14 protein-coding genes and 1 tRNA gene are annotated in these 15,193 nt (G+C 54.9%); 5 read left to right on the top strand and 10 right to left on the bottom strand.

All coding sequences use genetic code 11. The features are described 5' to 3' along the window. Positions 1-170: 170 nt before the first annotated feature. The 5 genes from rpsJ to rpsL form a co-directional block, all read right to left on the bottom strand. Positions 171-482 (bottom strand): 30S ribosomal protein S10, encoded by a 312-nt coding sequence (gene rpsJ / locus AC0V6V_RS00415; RefSeq protein ID WP_086436159.1) that lies wholly within the window; start codon positions 480-482, stop codon positions 171-173. A gap of 325 nt (positions 483-807) precedes the next feature. Beyond that, entirely contained in the window at positions 808-1,998 is a 1,191-nt protein-coding gene (gene tuf, locus AC0V6V_RS00410; protein ID WP_472644966.1) for an elongation factor Tu, read from the bottom strand. A gap of 91 nt (positions 1,999-2,089) precedes the next feature. Further along, positions 2,090-4,219: an elongation factor G gene (gene fusA / locus AC0V6V_RS00405; RefSeq protein ID WP_486163535.1), complete on the bottom strand. Its 2,130-nt coding sequence runs from the start codon at positions 4,217-4,219 to the stop codon at positions 2,090-2,092. A gap of 92 nt (positions 4,220-4,311) precedes the next feature. Next, positions 4,312-4,782, bottom strand: a complete 471-nt coding sequence (gene rpsG / locus AC0V6V_RS00400) for a 30S ribosomal protein S7 (RefSeq protein WP_472639005.1) — start codon at positions 4,780-4,782, stop codon at positions 4,312-4,314. Positions 4,783-4,952: 170 nt separating this feature from the next. Beyond that, positions 4,953-5,324 (bottom strand): 30S ribosomal protein S12, encoded by a 372-nt coding sequence (gene rpsL, locus AC0V6V_RS00395; protein ID WP_115366484.1) that lies wholly within the window; start codon positions 5,322-5,324, stop codon positions 4,953-4,955. 466 nt (positions 5,325-5,790) lie between these two features. On the opposite strand from rpsL, the gene AC0V6V_RS00390 reads away from it, so the two are divergent. After that, positions 5,791-7,482 carry an AIPR family protein gene (locus tag AC0V6V_RS00390; RefSeq protein WP_486163534.1) on the top strand — a complete coding sequence of 564 codons (1,692 nt, stop codon included), beginning with the start codon at positions 5,791-5,793 and terminating at the stop codon, positions 7,480-7,482. Between the two features lie 992 nt (positions 7,483-8,474). Further along, positions 8,475-9,137, top strand: a complete 663-nt coding sequence (locus AC0V6V_RS00385; protein ID WP_486163533.1) for a hypothetical protein — start codon at positions 8,475-8,477, stop codon at positions 9,135-9,137. A gap of 286 nt (positions 9,138-9,423) precedes the next feature. Here AC0V6V_RS00385 and AC0V6V_RS00380 read toward each other — a convergent pair. From AC0V6V_RS00380 to efp, 3 genes are all read right to left on the bottom strand, one after another. Next, a tRNA-Leu gene (locus AC0V6V_RS00380) sits at positions 9,424-9,508 on the bottom strand. 54 nt (positions 9,509-9,562) lie between these two features. Continuing rightward, positions 9,563-10,396: an inositol monophosphatase family protein gene (locus AC0V6V_RS00375; RefSeq protein WP_486139406.1), complete on the bottom strand. Its 834-nt coding sequence runs from the start codon at positions 10,394-10,396 to the stop codon at positions 9,563-9,565. Positions 10,397-10,402: 6 nt separating this feature from the next. Further along, positions 10,403-10,966, bottom strand: coding sequence for an elongation factor P (gene efp, locus AC0V6V_RS00370; protein ID WP_472644960.1), 564 nt, complete (start codon positions 10,964-10,966; stop codon positions 10,403-10,405). Positions 10,967-11,141: 175 nt separating this feature from the next. Here efp and AC0V6V_RS00365 point away from each other — a divergent pair, with 175 nt between their 5' ends. Then, complete coding sequence (locus AC0V6V_RS00365) at positions 11,142-11,558, top strand: elongation factor P (protein WP_486166127.1); 417 nt, start codon at positions 11,142-11,144, stop codon at positions 11,556-11,558. A gap of 119 nt (positions 11,559-11,677) precedes the next feature. On the opposite strand, the gene AC0V6V_RS00360 is transcribed toward AC0V6V_RS00365, so the two are convergent. Beyond that, positions 11,678-13,318 carry a hypothetical protein gene (locus AC0V6V_RS00360; RefSeq protein WP_486166126.1) on the bottom strand — a complete coding sequence of 547 codons (1,641 nt, stop codon included), beginning with the start codon at positions 13,316-13,318 and terminating at the stop codon, positions 11,678-11,680. Between the two features lie 272 nt (positions 13,319-13,590). Here AC0V6V_RS00360 and AC0V6V_RS00355 point away from each other — a divergent pair, with 272 nt between their 5' ends. Both AC0V6V_RS00355 and AC0V6V_RS00350 read left to right on the top strand, forming a co-directional pair. After that, complete coding sequence (locus AC0V6V_RS00355) at positions 13,591-14,220, top strand: PilZ domain-containing protein (protein ID WP_486163530.1); 630 nt, start codon at positions 13,591-13,593, stop codon at positions 14,218-14,220. Positions 14,221-14,268: 48 nt separating this feature from the next. After that, positions 14,269-14,478, top strand: a complete 210-nt coding sequence (locus AC0V6V_RS00350; RefSeq protein WP_486163529.1) for a hypothetical protein — start codon at positions 14,269-14,271, stop codon at positions 14,476-14,478. A gap of 53 nt (positions 14,479-14,531) precedes the next feature. Here AC0V6V_RS00350 and thiE read toward each other — a convergent pair whose 3' ends face one another. After that, positions 14,532-15,170 (bottom strand): thiamine phosphate synthase, encoded by a 639-nt coding sequence (gene thiE / locus AC0V6V_RS00345; protein ID WP_486163528.1) that lies wholly within the window; start codon positions 15,168-15,170, stop codon positions 14,532-14,534. Between the last annotated feature and the right edge of the window lie 23 nt (positions 15,171-15,193).

The raw sequence follows: 15,193 nt of genomic DNA, 5'->3' as shown, positions 1-15,193 counted from the left end.
GGGGACGCAGACCCGGCGTAGTCCGAAGACAATACCGGCGGTATCCCTATGTCTTGCTGGCATTTTCCACTTCGGGAGAATGCTAGCGGGGCCATAAGTGCCCCGAAATTCTCGGTCAGTTTATGATGGTCCGTACCGAAGACCTCGCCCCACTAACGCAGGGCAGTAGATTAAGCGAGCTTAATCTCAACATTTACGCCGGCAGCCAGATCAAGCTTCATCAAAGCATCGACTGTCTGAGCGTTAGGCTGCACGATATCGAGCAACCGCTTGAAGGTGCGCACCTCGAACTGCTCGCGCGACTTTTTGTCGATGTGCGGGCCGCGGTTCACGGTGAACTTCTCAATGCGCGTTGGCATGGGAATGGGGCCACGAATAAGAGCACCCGTACGACGTGCTGTTTCTGCAATCTCACCAGTTGCCTGGTCGAGAACGCGGTGGTCGAACGCCTTAAGGCGAATACGGATATTCTGAGCTTCCATTACCTGTACCAATGCGAAAGAGCCAAAGAGGTTTTTACGCCTCTCAAAAAAGAAAAAGGCCCGCCCCGCTGATTTCCGGATTTCCCGGAACGGGCGGCCTTATAAAATTGCGTTGCCGTGAACGAATCCTCGGCCTGTGGAGGCGCGTATACGGAGAGACCCGCCCTGTGGCAACCCCTGAATTACGGTCACAAAAAACCGGGCCTCAAAAGCATGCATTTGGACGCGCCAGACGCGCAACTCACCTCACATAAAAAGGGCCCGGCTCTCACATTGAGAACCGGGCCACTCTTTATCGCTGCACCTCGTGAGAGGCGCGAAACGCTTACTTGGTGATCTTAGCAACCACGCCCGAACCAACGGTACGGCCGCCTTCGCGGATCGCGAAGCGAAGACCTTGGTCCATAGCGATTGGAGCGATCAGCTTGACGTTGATCGTCACGTCATCGCCCGGCATTACCATCTCGGTGCCCTCTGGGAGGATCACTTCGCCGGTCACGTCGGTGGTGCGGAAGTAGAACTGTGGACGGTAGTTCGCGAAGAATGGCGTGTGACGGCCACCCTCGTCCTTCGAAAGAACGTAAACGTTTGCTTCGAATTCGGTGTGCGGGCTAACCGAACCAGGCTTACAAAGAACCTGACCACGCTCAACTTCTTCACGGCCAACGCCGCGGATCAGTGCGCCGATGTTGTCGCCAGCTTCGCCCGAGTCGAGCAGCTTACGGAACATTTCAACGCCGGTGACGGTTGTCTTGGCGGTGTCTTTGATGCCGACGATTTCAACTTCGTCACCAACATTGACCTTACCGGTTTCAACACGGCCGGTCACAACAGTACCGCGACCAGAGATCGAGAACACGTCCTCGATTGGCATCAGGAAGTCCTGATCCACCGGACGGTCTGGCTGTGGGATGTGCTCGTCAACAGACGCCATCAGAGCCTTGATCGACTCAGCGCCGATTGCTTCGTCGCGGCCTTCCAGAGCAGCAAGAGCTGAGCCCTTGGTGATGGCGATGTTGTCGCCGTCAAAGCCATACTCGCTGAGCAGTTCACGAACTTCCATTTCAACGAGCTCGAGGATTTCCTCGTCGTCGACCTGGTCAACCTTGTTCATGTAAACAACCAGAGCAGGAACACCAACCTGACGCGCAAGCAGGATGTGCTCGCGAGTTTGTGGCATTGGGCCGTCAGCTGCGTTCACAACCAGGATCGCGCCGTCCATTTGCGCCGCACCAGTGATCATGTTCTTAACATAGTCAGCGTGGCCTGGGCAGTCGACGTGTGCGTAGTGACGTGCTTCGGTTTCGTATTCAACGTGAGCGGTCGAGATCGTGATCCCGCGCTCGCGCTCTTCCGGAGCCTTATCGATGTTTGCAAAGTCAACGGCTTCGCCGCCTGATTGCTCAGCCATCACCTTGGTGATCGCTGCAGTCAGAGTGGTTTTACCATGGTCAACGTGACCAATGGTGCCGATGTTGCAGTGCGGCTTGTTCCGCTCGAATTTTTCCTTCGCCATGTCTCGTATAAACCTTCTATCTAAATTGAATTCCTACGGGGAAAAGGCGCGCCCGCTGAATCAGGCGCAGCCCCTAGCCCCTGCGATCAGCTTAAGCAAGCTTCTCTTTGACTTCCTGTGCAACACTCGCCGGCACTTCGTCGTAATGACTGAACTGCATGGAGTATTGCGCACGGCCCTGACTGAATGAGCGAAGCTCGTTCACGTAACCGAACATGTTTGCGAGCGGAACCATTGCTTCAACAGCTTGGGCATTGCCCCGGCTATCTGTGCCTTGGATCTGACCCCGGCGGCTATTGAGATCGCCGATGACGTCGCCGAGATACTCTTCCGGAGTAACAACCTCAACCTTCATCACTGGCTCAAGCAGTTTGATACCGCCACGCTCTGCTGCTTCGCGCATTGCGCCCTTACCGCAGATTTCGAACGCCACGGTGGACGAGTCGACATCGTGGAACGCACCATCTGTGAGGTGGATCGTGAAGTCGATGATTGGGAAGCCAATGAGATAGCCACTGTCGGCTTGCTCACGGATGCCCTTCTCAAGCGATGGGATGTATTCCTTAGGAATATTACCGCCCTTAATGCTGTCCTCGAACACGATGCCCTGACCGCGCTCACCCGGAGTGAAGGTCGCTTTGGCACGAGCAAACTGCCCGGTACCACCCGATTGCTTCTTGTGGGTGTAATCGACGTTGATTTCACGGCCCAGCGATTCACGGTAAGCCACCTGCGGCGCACCAACATTCGCTTCGACCTTGAACTCACGCTTCATACGATCAACGAGAATGTCGAGGTGAAGCTCGCCCATACCCTTGATGATCGTCTGACCGCTTTCGTGGTCGGTCGTAACGCGGAAGCTTGGATCTTCAGCAGCCAAGCGATTGAGCGCAACGCCCATCTTCTCTTGGTCAGCCTTGGTCTTCGGCTCCACAGACAGTTCGATAACCGGATCCGGGAATTCCATCCGCTCAAGAATGATCGGGTGGGCTGGATCGCAAAGCGTATCACCAGTGGTGGTCGCCTTCATGCCGGCCAATGCAACGATATCGCCCGCGAATGCTTCTTCAATGTCCTTACGGTCATTGGAGTGCATTTCGAGGATACGGCCGATCTTTTCCTTCTTGCCCTTCACAGAGTTCAAGACGGTGCCCTTTGTTAGTTCACCGGAATAGATACGGGTAAAGGTCAGCGAGCCAACGAATGGATCGTTCATAACCTTAAACGCAAGCGCCGCGAACGGCACGGCATCGTCGGATGCGCGCGAATCTTCTTCTTCAGAATCAGGCTTAACACCCTTAATCGCTTCCACGTCGAGCGGGCTCGGCATGTAATCGACAACAGCGTCGAGCAAAGGCTGAACACCCTTGTTCTTAAACGCGCTGCCGCAAAGCACAGGAACGAAGCTTTGGTTGAGCGTCCCCTTACGGATCAGCTTCTTCAGCGTCACCGCATCAGGCTCGTTGCCTTCCAGATACGCTTCCATCACGTCGTCGTCTTGCTCAACAGCAAGCTCGATCAGCTTTTCGCGGTATTCAGCCGCTTCATCAGCCATGTCCGCTGGAATCTCGCCATATACGTATTCCGCGCCCAGATCTTCGTTCTTCCAAGTGATCGAACGCTGGTTCACCAAGTCAACTAGACCCGTCAGATCAGCTTCGATGCCGATTGGCAGATACAGCACAGCCGGTGTCGCACCGAGACGCTCGATGATCGAGTTCACGCAGTACTTAAAGTCGGCGCCGGTGCGGTCCAATTTGTTGATAAAGCACATTCTTGGAACTTTATACTTGTCGGCCTGGCGCCACACGGTTTCAGACTGAGGCTCCACCCCAGCCACGCCGTCGAAGCAGGCAACCGCGCCATCGAGCACGCGCAGCGAACGTTCAACTTCAATCGTGAAGTCAACGTGGCCCGGCGTATCAATGATGTTGATCCGGTGCTCAGGTGTCTTACGCAGCTCTTTCGGGTCGCTCATAGGATCCATCGTCGGATCTTCTGGGTTCCAGAAACAGGTCGTCGCAGCGGACGTAATCGTGATGCCGCGCTCTTGTTCTTGCTCCATCCAGTCCATGGTCGCAGCGCCATCATGCACTTCGCCAATTTTGTAGGACTTTCCGGTGTAATACAGGATGCGTTCGGTCGTAGTCGTCTTACCAGCATCGATGTGAGCCATGATGCCGATATTGCGATAGCGCTCCAGCGGATACTCGCGGGCCATATCAAATTCCTCGGATAGGTTTGTGGGGGTAAACCAATGTCACCCCCATATAGTGACGTTTATGACAGCGGTAAGTCCTACCGCCACCCATATTACCAGCGGTAGTGCGAGAACGCGCGGTTGGCATCAGCCATCCGGTGCGTATCTTCACGCTTCTTCACCGCATTGCCGCGGTTGTTGGCCGCATCCATCAGCTCGCCAGAAAGGCGCGCGCTCATGGTGGTTTCCGGACGACCGCGAGCAGCCGAGATCATCCAACGCAGCGCCAATGCCTGAGCGCGCTCTGGACGCACTTCGACAGGAACCTGGTACGTCGCACCACCAACACGGCGGCTGCGCACTTCGACCTGCGGCTTGATGTTGTTGATCGCATCATGGAAAACCTGAAGCGGATCAGTCTTGGCCTTCGCCTCAACCGTATCAAGCGCTGAATAAACAATACCTTCTGCGGTGGACTTCTTACCGTCCAGCATCAGGTTGTTCATGAACTTCGACAGAACCTGATCACCAAACTTGGGATCCGGCAAGATAACCCGCTTTTCGGGCCTACGACGACGTGACATTGCACTTCTTCCTTATCTCGAAGCCCCCTTCCCCAATCCGTCATCCTGAACTCGTTTCAGGATAACCCTTCAGGTCATACGAGGGCTTACATTCCTTTAGGCTTTGCGCTGGCGGAGCCGGTTATCCCGAAACAAGTTCGGGATGACGGCACATGCCAACATCGCCGTGATTACTTCGGACGCTTCGCGCCGTACTTCGAACGGCTTTGCTTGCGGTCCTTGACCCCTTGTGTGTCGAGCACGCCGCGCAGGACGTGGTAACGCACACCGGGAAGATCGCGCACACGGCCGCCACGGATCAGCACAACGCTGTGCTCCTGGAGGTTGTGGCCTTCGCCCGGAATGTAGGAGATGACTTCGCGCTGGTTCGTCAGGCGCACCTTGGCAACCTTACGCAGAGCGGAGTTCGGCTTCTTTGGCGTCGTTGTATAAACGCGTGTGCAAACGCCGCGCTTTTGCGGGTTTGCTTCCATCGCAGGGACCTTGGACTTGGCCTTCTGCGGAACGCGGCCCTTGCGGACCAGCTGGTTAATCGTAGGCATTGAATACCTTCACCTAAAATTGGTGCGATGTTCAGCGGATGGAGTGAGTGCTTGCGCCGCCGTCATCCCGGACTTGATCCGGGATCCAGCGAGATAAACACCGCCGAAAGGCGGCGCTCCCTTGCGCAAACTGAAACACTCCACCCGGTAACAAAGCACCGGGTTACTTTGACGGCCGCCCCAACCCTTCCGCAAAACTGTCATCCTGAACTCGTTTCAGGATAACAAACGTCAGAAGAGCAAATAGAAAAGGCCTAGCTCAAGCGAGCGAGGCCTCCGGGACTTAACCGGCAATGTTCAGCTCTATTTGGCCGGGGTGTGCACGCAGCACGCCTCGGATGAGCGCGCCTTTAGCGGGGGGCGGCGCGGGGGTCAAGGGTTGTGGACCAATCACAATAGCCGCATTGACTAAAGCCCTGGCCAGGCAGAAGGTGTTGTATAGAATAAGTACAGATTGGATTCCCTCTTGGCAGATGACCAAATATTCAAAGACATTACGGCTTCTATTGCTGAATTAGCGAAGCGAGGTCACATCACGAAAGAGCAAGCTTTTGCCGCATGGTATGCAATGAACTTTCATTCTCTCGATGAAGATGAAGCACTAGAAGCAGCATCAGTTGATGGCGGAAATGATCAGGGCATAGACATTGTTTTCAGCGATGATTCTTCAGAAACAATACACATTGTTCAAGCACATTATCCAACTTCAGCGAACATAAAACCAACGCCGAAGTCTAAATGGGACGCTGTCACTAGCAGCATTGGGTTTGTGACCGATACCACTCTTTTAGAGCAAGCCGGACGCCCGGATTTAGCGGAGCAACTCAATGAGCAATTTGAACTTAATCCAAATTACTCACTGAGCTTTGGTTTAATTTCATTGGGCCTGATATCGAACGAAATTGAGACCGCCGTCAAAGCCCAAAAAGGCGCATCTCCTGAGAACGGTTTCTTCTACTCAGCTCGTGAAACTATCGTATCTGGTTACAAATCCATTGTCGATTCAGAGGCGGGAATTTCAGAAGATACACTGTCATTCGTTGGTGACTTCATTTCGGATGAGGGAGAGTACGGAAGAGCGTGGATCGGTTCAATTAGCGCCACTGAACTTCGTCGTTTACACGACAATTACAGTCAAGAACTCTTCGCAGGAAATGTCAGACTTTTTTTGGGTTCGCGAAAAGGAGGGATCAACGAGCAGATCATAAAGACTGCAACTGAAGAACCGGGAATTTTTTGGGCGCTCAACAATGGGATCACAATCGTGGCCGATACAGCAGAGCCCATTGACCAAGACGATGAGCCAAACAAAACACTTAGGATAAAGCGCTTTAGCATTGTGAACGGTTGTCAAACCACATCCAGCCTTGTCCAAGCTGAAGCGTCCGACGATGCCAAGGTCTTAGCAAGGGTCATAGCGGCTAAACAAAACATCCGGACGGACATTGTTCGCTATAACAATTCTCAGAACGCAGTGCGAATCTGGAGTGTCCGCTCAGCCGACAACATCCAAAAGGGCCTCAGAAAAGCTTTCGAAGATATCAATGTCAATTACGCTCCAAAGCTCGAAGGCGCGCGCAGAAAAAAGGACCTCGATATAGTCGAGTTAGACAAGGTTGCGCAGTTTATCGCCGCGGGACAGAATGAGTTTTTGATTCAAGCAATCGCAAATAAGGGCGCGCTCTTCGATCAACCGTATCAAAAGCTATTCCCCAAGGGGGTAAAACCTCAAGAAGTCTATTTGGCATGGCTTATCGGTAATATAGCTGATGAGAAACGCGCTGAACTTTTCGATAGCCTAATAGACGACGAGAATGTGCAACTATTAGGTGTAACGAGTACCTACTGGATCAGTTACGTAACCAAGAAGATTATTGAGAAAAGAAAGGCGTTTAACGCTGAAAAAATATCACTCCAATGCATGTCTGCTATTGAATTTAGAAACGCTTTGGCGAAACATGTTCAACTCGCAGCCGAGATGTTCTTTGATGCCGCTGTAGATTCATACGACCGCGATGACTACGGCTCGTTCAAAGCAACCCTCCGGTCGTCTAAATTTCTCTCCAAGATCGACAGCAAAATTGGACTCAGAATTGCGAAAGTTGCAAAAGGACAGGTTCCTGATCTAAAAGCAGTATGTAAAACCCTAAAAATTTGAGGTTTCAACTCCGGCTTACGAGGGCACCTTCAAATCAAGAGGTCTAATACAAGTGCATCTCTCAAAAAGAGGAGAAGTCACTTCCGAATAAACGCGTACGAACCTATGCGTCAAGCCAGAAGTGTCCAACCCAAAGAAACCGGCCAGTATTGATTGCAATGCGATTAAGTATTTCATTTTTCTTCGAGCGTTAGGTACAATGTATCCAGTTTGTCTGTTTTAGATTGGCGCTACTCGTTATATCCGTCTTCTGCTCCGACTCCCTCGCATAAGCTCGGGCGGCCGGTCGGCGTTGACCTCGCTTCGCTCGTTCAGCTTCGCTTCGCGGTCCGCTGGTCGCGGACCGGATCATTCTCGGCCAGCGGCCTGGCGCTTTGTCGCTTGGTGCTTTGTCGGCGGCTTAGTCGCGGAGCACGGCGCGCAGCGCCGCAAGGCCCTTGTGGCCGCCCGCAGCGATGCGATCTTTGATCGCGTGAGCGAGGATATCGCAGCACGGATGTGCTGCGGAACACAAAAACTCCGTCCCTCTTGGCTCACCCCATCGAGATTGCGCCCAGCCTCTTGGTGCAACCCACCAATCTCGCGCCCCGACGCCTGAGTTATTTGTTTACGCCCTCAAGCGCCGGGCGGCGGACATCCGTCCGCCTTGGCTTTCCTCGCATTAGCTCGGGCGGGCGTGCGCCCTTGCGGTCCGCTGGTCGCGGACCGAGACATTCCAAGCCAACGATCTAGCGCTCTTATGCTTGGTGCTTTGTCACTGGCTTGGTCGCGGAGCACGGCGCGCAGCGCCGCAAGGCCCTTGTGGCCGCCCGCAGCGGAGTCGAAGACGGCCAAAGGCCACCCGACCTTCAGGCCGTGTGAGCGAGGATATCGCGAGCACGGATGTGCTGCGGAACACAAAAATTCCATTTTCCTACTCGTCATTGCGAGCTTAGCGAAGCAATCCATACCCGAAGCTATCTGGATTGCCGCGTCACCTGCGGCTCCTCGCAATGACGAAAAAAGCAGAACTCACCAACAAACGCGCCATCCCCCGCCAGGGCACCTCTGCCGTAGCCTTCGAAGCCGCTCCGCCTGCGCCGGACGACCCTCTGCTTGGCTTCACGCCGGTCCCGCACAAGCAGCTGCGCCGCAATTCCATCACCCCTGATCTCCAGCGCGAATTCATCGCTCATCTTGCGGCGACCGGCATCGTGTCCTCCGCTGCGCGGCACATCGGCAAATCACTTGAAGCGATCTACAAATTGCGCGCGCGGCCCGGCGCAGAGAGCTTCCGCGCGGCGTGGGATGCGGCGATTGACCGCGGGGTCTCCCGGTTGGAGGCGACCGCCCTCACCCGCGCTATCACCGGCGAGGAGCGCATGGTCGTCTCCTCCGGCAGGGTGCTGGGCACCGAGACACGCCATAACGAGGCGCTGGTGATGTTCTTCCTGCCGGGCCGCTTACCGCAACGCTATGGATCGGGCGGACTGCGCCCCGGCCATCCAGCTTACGAGGCGCTCAAGGCCGAACTGCGCGCCGAATGGGAGCAGGAGCAATACGAAGAGCGCCACAGCGAGGAAAACCGCGCGGCAAACCTGCAATTCTTCACCGACCTTCGCGAGCGGTGGAAGAAAGAATGGGAATTGGAGCGAGAGAAGGAGATTGAAAGGTAACTGGCTTAGAATGTTTGTTTACGCCCTCAAGCGCCGGGCGGCGGACATCCGTCCGCCTTGGCTTTCCTCGGCCCTAACGGGCCTGCGGGCGGCCGGTCGGCCTTGCGGTCGCTAGCGCGACCGTGCTCCGCGACCAAGCCAATGGCTTGGAATGGTTCGACGCCGCAGGCGTCGCAAGCGCGACTGCGCGCCCTCAGCGACGCGACCTTCAGGTCGCATGAGCGAGGATATCGCGCTGGCGGATGCCAGTGCGCAAAACCAAAAAACCAAATTTCCTACAAAAATTTGGTGCCCCTGGCCCGACTCGAACGGGCACTCCGTTAGGAACTCGATTTTGAGTCGAGCGCGTCTACCAATTCCACCACAGGGGCACACCATGCGTGAAGCGCGCCTGTTAGCCGCGCCCCGCGCTCACATCAAGAGCCTTACTTCAGGGAATTCGCCAGCAGCTTATGCAGCTTGGAATGCAGGCCATTGTTCGCGGCCAGCACTTGCTGGGAATGGATCGGACTGGAGCGGCCGCGAAAATCGCTGACGAAGCCGCCCGCCTCGCGGATCAGCAAGCATCCTGCCGCCGTGTCCCAATCATTCAGCCCGCTTTCCCAGAAGCCATCAAAGCGCCCCTGCGCCACATAGGCCAAGTCGAGCGACGCGGCGCCAAAGCGGCGGATCCCTGCCACCTCTGGGCCGATGGCGCCGAAAATGCGGCTCCATTCGGCAAAATCGCCGTGGCCCGCAAACGGGATGCCCGTCGCGATCAAGGCATCGCTCATCTGCGAACGACCCGAGACGCGCAGGCGCGCATCCTGCAGCCACGCCCCGCGGGTTTTCTCGGCCCAATAGGTGTGATCTTCAATCGGATGATAAATCACTGCCGCCGTCACATCGCCCCAGGCATTGCCCTTCGCATCCGGGCCGCCCAGGCGCGGTTCCTGCACCGCAATCGAAATTGCAAAATGCGGAATGCCATGGAGGAAATTGCTGGTCCCATCCAAGGGATCAATAATCCAGCGCGGCATATCGGGATCGCCCTCGATAATGCCCGCCTCTTCCAGCACAAAGCCCCAACCGGGCCGCGCCTTCAGCAGCTCGTCATACAGCGTCCGCTCAGCGCGCATATCGGCCTTGCTGACAAAGTCCGCCGGACCCTTACGGCTCACCTGAAGGTGCTCCACCTCGCCAAAATCACGGCGCAATCGCCCGCCGGCTTTACGCGCGGCGCGCTCCATCACGCGGATTAGACCTGAAAACATCGACATGAGAAGTTAGCCCGCTTTCCCGACATAGGTCTGTTCGTAGACATCCACGATGATCCGAGTGCCAGCGCCAATATGCGGCGGCACCATGATGCGCACGCCATTGTCGAGCACGGCAGGCTTATAGCTGGACGAGGCGGTCTGCCCCTTCACCACGGCATCGGCCTCAACAATCTCGGCCTCAATCTGGTTTGGCAGCTGAACCGAAATCGGCTTTTCTTCCCACAGTTCCAGCTGAACCTCCATCCCGTCTTGCAGGAATGGACGCGCATCGCCCAGCAGATCGGACGGCAGCATGATCTGCTCGTAATTCTTCTGGTCCATAAAGACGAGCATATCGCCGTCTTCATAGAGGAATTGATAGTCCGAGGTATCCAGGCGAACCTTCTCAACCGTGTCAGCGCTGCGGAAACGGACGTTGGTTTTGCGCCCGTCCTGCAGGTTCTTCATCTCCACCTGCATATAGGCCCCGCCCTTGCCAGGCTGGGTGTGCTGGATCTTGGCAACTTTCCAGATGCCTTTTTCATACTCGATGATATTGCCGGGACGGATATCGACGCCGCTGATCTTCATGGGGCTTGTGGCCTTCTTGTCGGAAATAATGGGTACGCGCCCGATGATCGGGCAACCTTGCGGCTGCGCGCATAGCCGAGGCTTCAGGCGAGGTAAAGCTGGGCATGATTATGGCAAACACATGGTAAACGCGGTGGTGCGCCCATTTGCCGCATGATAACGGGGCCAAATGAAAATGCGCTATGTCATAGGATTAACGGCTTTTGCAGCGGCAATCGCAGCCATGGCCCCCCATGCGCGCAGTCAAAATCCCGGCGCGGCCGTAGGCCAGGCCAGCGGCGATGGCAGTATGCTGTCGACCATGCCGCAGGGCAATTACCAATGCGCCCTGCCCGGCGATGCCACTGGTGCGGCCTATGATGTGATCAAGGATGCCGGCTTTCGCCTCGGCGCGGCCTCTAGCTACAGCAGCGAGCAAGGCGGCGGCGTATACCTGCTAAAGGGCCGCGTGCTGACCTTTACCCGAGGCGCCAAAAAGGGCGAACGCTATCGCCGCATCGGCACGAACCAACTTCAAAAACTGGACGCAAATGGCCGCTTAACAAAGGTTCTTTGCACGCGTACAGGCGCACAGCGTTTCAGCCGGGATTAGCTAGGTGTCTTATAGGTTGCCAACAATGGCACCCAACGCCTCTGGCCGCTCACGTAGGTGGATTGATGCCGATCCGCCTGCTGAGATTTGGGCAGCATAGCTACGAACACCGAACGACCTTACGCTTCTTCGAGTAGTGTTTGAGTGATCTTTTTGGTCGCGCCTTCATTCCACACCACACGGCGGATCGCAGTCATGATTTCGCTCTCATTGCTTCTAGCGAAATCACGATCCTCAAGCGCGCGCTTCAATAGATCCGTTAGCGTTTCTATCGAGCCGACGGGATCGTCGACCATTGATTTCTTGGAAATTCGCAATGCAGCTTCGCGGTCGTCAACCGATAGTGATGCGAGCATCAGATAGAGATGCAGAAGTGGGTCAGGATCGCGGTTAAAGTCTGCCATCGCACGAATGCGAGCGGCCTTCGCTACGTCTTCCTCGGGCGAAGTTGCGCACGTGGTGGCGCTGGCCTCGGCCGCGGCCACTAAAGCTGGATAGGAATTACCTCGCTCGCGCACGCGCTCCACATAAGCCTTTGCGGCTTGGCAGCGACCGTATGCCACCTCCACTTTTGCTGCGATGAAATTCGCCATGGGGTTATAGCGGTCCGCCTCCATTGCTGAACGTAGGTTTTCCCACCCTTGCCCCGACTTTTTAATCGAACGGCCAGCTTCGGCTTCTTCCCGGTACTCAATAAACGCAAGACGGGAATACCAGAACGGAACATATTCACTTTCGGGATAGCGATCGAGGCACTGTTCGACTTGATCGATCGTCGCCTCGCCAACAGAGCGCCGGTTCTCAATTGTTAGAAAGCAGGCGTAGTCCGATGCGGTTGCGTTTCTTCGCTTGGGAAGCTCTGCTTGAGCGATTGCCCCAGTTGGCGACACCATATAGACAATTGATGCTTCTAATTCGTTCCGAAAGCTCTCTGGTTTGTCGAGATCAACAAAGATTTCGTTAGAATAAAGAACATCACCATCGTTATTTGACAGCGCTAGGAAAAGCGAGGCTTTCTCATCTTGGCCAGGCCCAAAGTTCAGGTTGAGCGCGTACTCGGCGTCGCTAACCTCTTCACCAGCCACCAGCGGTTTTGAAACGAATGATCGTTTCATTTGAACCTCCGATATGTGTCTGGCTGCGGCCACAAACTCGCTCGAAGCAGGTTCGCCAGCAGTATTCTGGGTCCCTTTTATGATCAATGCGGTCGATGGCTTACTAAGGCTTGGCTTGCTGCCTGCAGTGGGACTGGGAACGGCAAGCCCCATGATCATAAGCGGGGCGGTAAACAGTCCAAGTATTCCCAGAGCAGCTGCGCCCATTAATTTAGGGGATCTCTTCTCTTTCGTAAGCGTGGTTGGGCTGCTTTTTGACGAGGTCTCCTCGCCTGACGATTGTCGTTCGTGTTGTTCGGCGGTTTCCAAAGTCAACCGATATGAACCAGCCTCTAGCTTAAGGCGAAGCCCGTCTTGTGGTTGGTTGCGCGCATAGTAGTTTTCAATTCGCCGCCGCAACCGAGAAATCTGGACTTTGGGGTAACTATCACTTTCGAGGTCATAATCCTCATCTTTGCCGAGGCCATAGACAGCAATTTCATATTGAGTGGGTGGCGCCGGACTGGTCAGCGTTTTCTCAACCAGGAATTTGAGCAAACGCGTTTGGATCGGTGCGCGCTGGAAGACGACATCTTCCATCACCCGATCAGCTTCCAGCCTCAGCTGATGCTCAAATTTGAACTTTGGACCTTCGCGCCGCACCACACCGAAATCCTTAAAACATGATTCACGAATTCAAGTTTCGAATAAAGTATTTTTATTCAAGTAAGATAAAATTTCTATTAAAAATCTAAAAAATACCGCAGAATCCCTCGACTGTTACAGCGTTACACTCTCAAATATAACTACAGGTTTTCTGTAGGTGTAACGCTAAACACCGTAACAGTCACCGTAGAACACTGACGAGAAATTACACTTGCACCTATCCTCATTGCACATCGAACGAGATGTATGTGCGACCAGTGAGGGTACCGAAAATGTCTATTTCAGCCAAAGTTCTTGCCAAGTTTGATGAGACCAAAAATGCAATAACAGTTGATCGTCGTAAGGACGTTCGCCACAAAGCAACGTACCGTCCATGCTGCGTTATCGCTGCTGGTAAAGTTACCATGGGACTTATCCGGAACTTTTCGGTCGGCGGTGCTCGTATTGAAGTCGATGCCGACCTTAAGGTTGGCGACAGCATCCGTTACTTTTGGGAAGCAAACGCCTGTATCACGGCGAAAGTTATGTGGACCGACGGCAAGACATTTGGTGTCGAACATGCCGACGATATTCGTAAACCCAAAGAGAGCTTTCCAGCGCGGTCTGTACGCGTGCCATGCCAAGCTGATGCCACGTGTTGGATCAACGGCGAAGTTCAAACCGCTTTGGTAGAGAACATTTCGCTCGGTGGGATGCGTGTTCGCGGATTACCTTACCTAGAAGCCGGCACTCTTCTTTCTATTGTGTTTTGCGGCATTGAATTGAACTCTGCGTCCGTCCGCTGGTCGAAAGATGGCCAGACGGGCCTCCATTTCAAAGAACGTCTGACCCGAGAAATGCTCGCGCAGCTCCTGCTCAATGAAGAGTTCGGGCTGAAGACGATCGAATTCGCAAATGCGTAATGCTTCAGAAATCTGAGCACACTGTTTTAAGGTTAGGACGAGAATACTATGAATTACGAAGGCACAATTTCACCGGCTGACATCAAGGCCACCCCTCCAGGAACGCTTCATGGCATGCTGCAGTTTTGTGACAGAAAGCTACGCTTGTTTTCGAAACGAGAACGGGGTGTAGATCGTGAAGTCAAAGAAATGCAGAACCTGGCTTCGCTTATCAGAAATGAGCTTGGGATCTTCGATAGTGCCGCACAATACGCCTAGAATGGATATCAAATCCGGCGGCAATACCGCCCAACAACAGCCAACGCGAAACCCTAATCCCGTAAGACCTTCGCAAAGGCCTCAATCGCGGCCACTTCATCGCCATTCCAAACACCGCCCGAGACGGCGAGAAAGTCTGCGCCCGCCTCTACCAATGGCGTGCAATTGTCTGGCATGATGCCGCCGATGGCGACGCAGGGGATCTCAAACAGCCCAGCCCAAAATTCAATCAGCTCTGGCTCGGGGCGCTCGGCATCGCCCTTGTCTTTAGTGGTTGAGGGGAAGAACGCACCGAAGGCGACGTAATCTGCACCCGCCTCACCCGCTTCCATCGCAAGGTGGCGTGAGGCATGGCAGGTGACGCCGATCTGCGCCTCGCGCCCCAGCTCTTCGCGCGCTTCCTTGGGGTCGCCGTCGCCTTGACCCAAATGCACGCCGTCCGCCTTCAGGCGCTTTGCCAGTGACACGCTGTCATTGACGATAAACGCCACGTCATGCGCAGCGCAGATCGCCTGCAACGGCTCTGCGAGCGTCGCTGCCTCGTGGCTTTCCAGCCCTTTCACACGGAACTGAAAGGCAGTGACCAGGCCTTTGCCCGCCTCCAGAGCGCGCTCGAGCCGCGCAGGAAAATCGCCTCCCACTTCGAGAGGCGAAATCAAATAGAGCTGAGTATCAGGAGTTTTAGATGACATGAGCCGCGCTGTAGTCACCTACA

The sequence above is a fragment of the Erythrobacter sp. S249 genome, from assembly GCF_057364975.1.
This window is presented reverse-complemented; position numbering and strand designations above follow the sequence as displayed.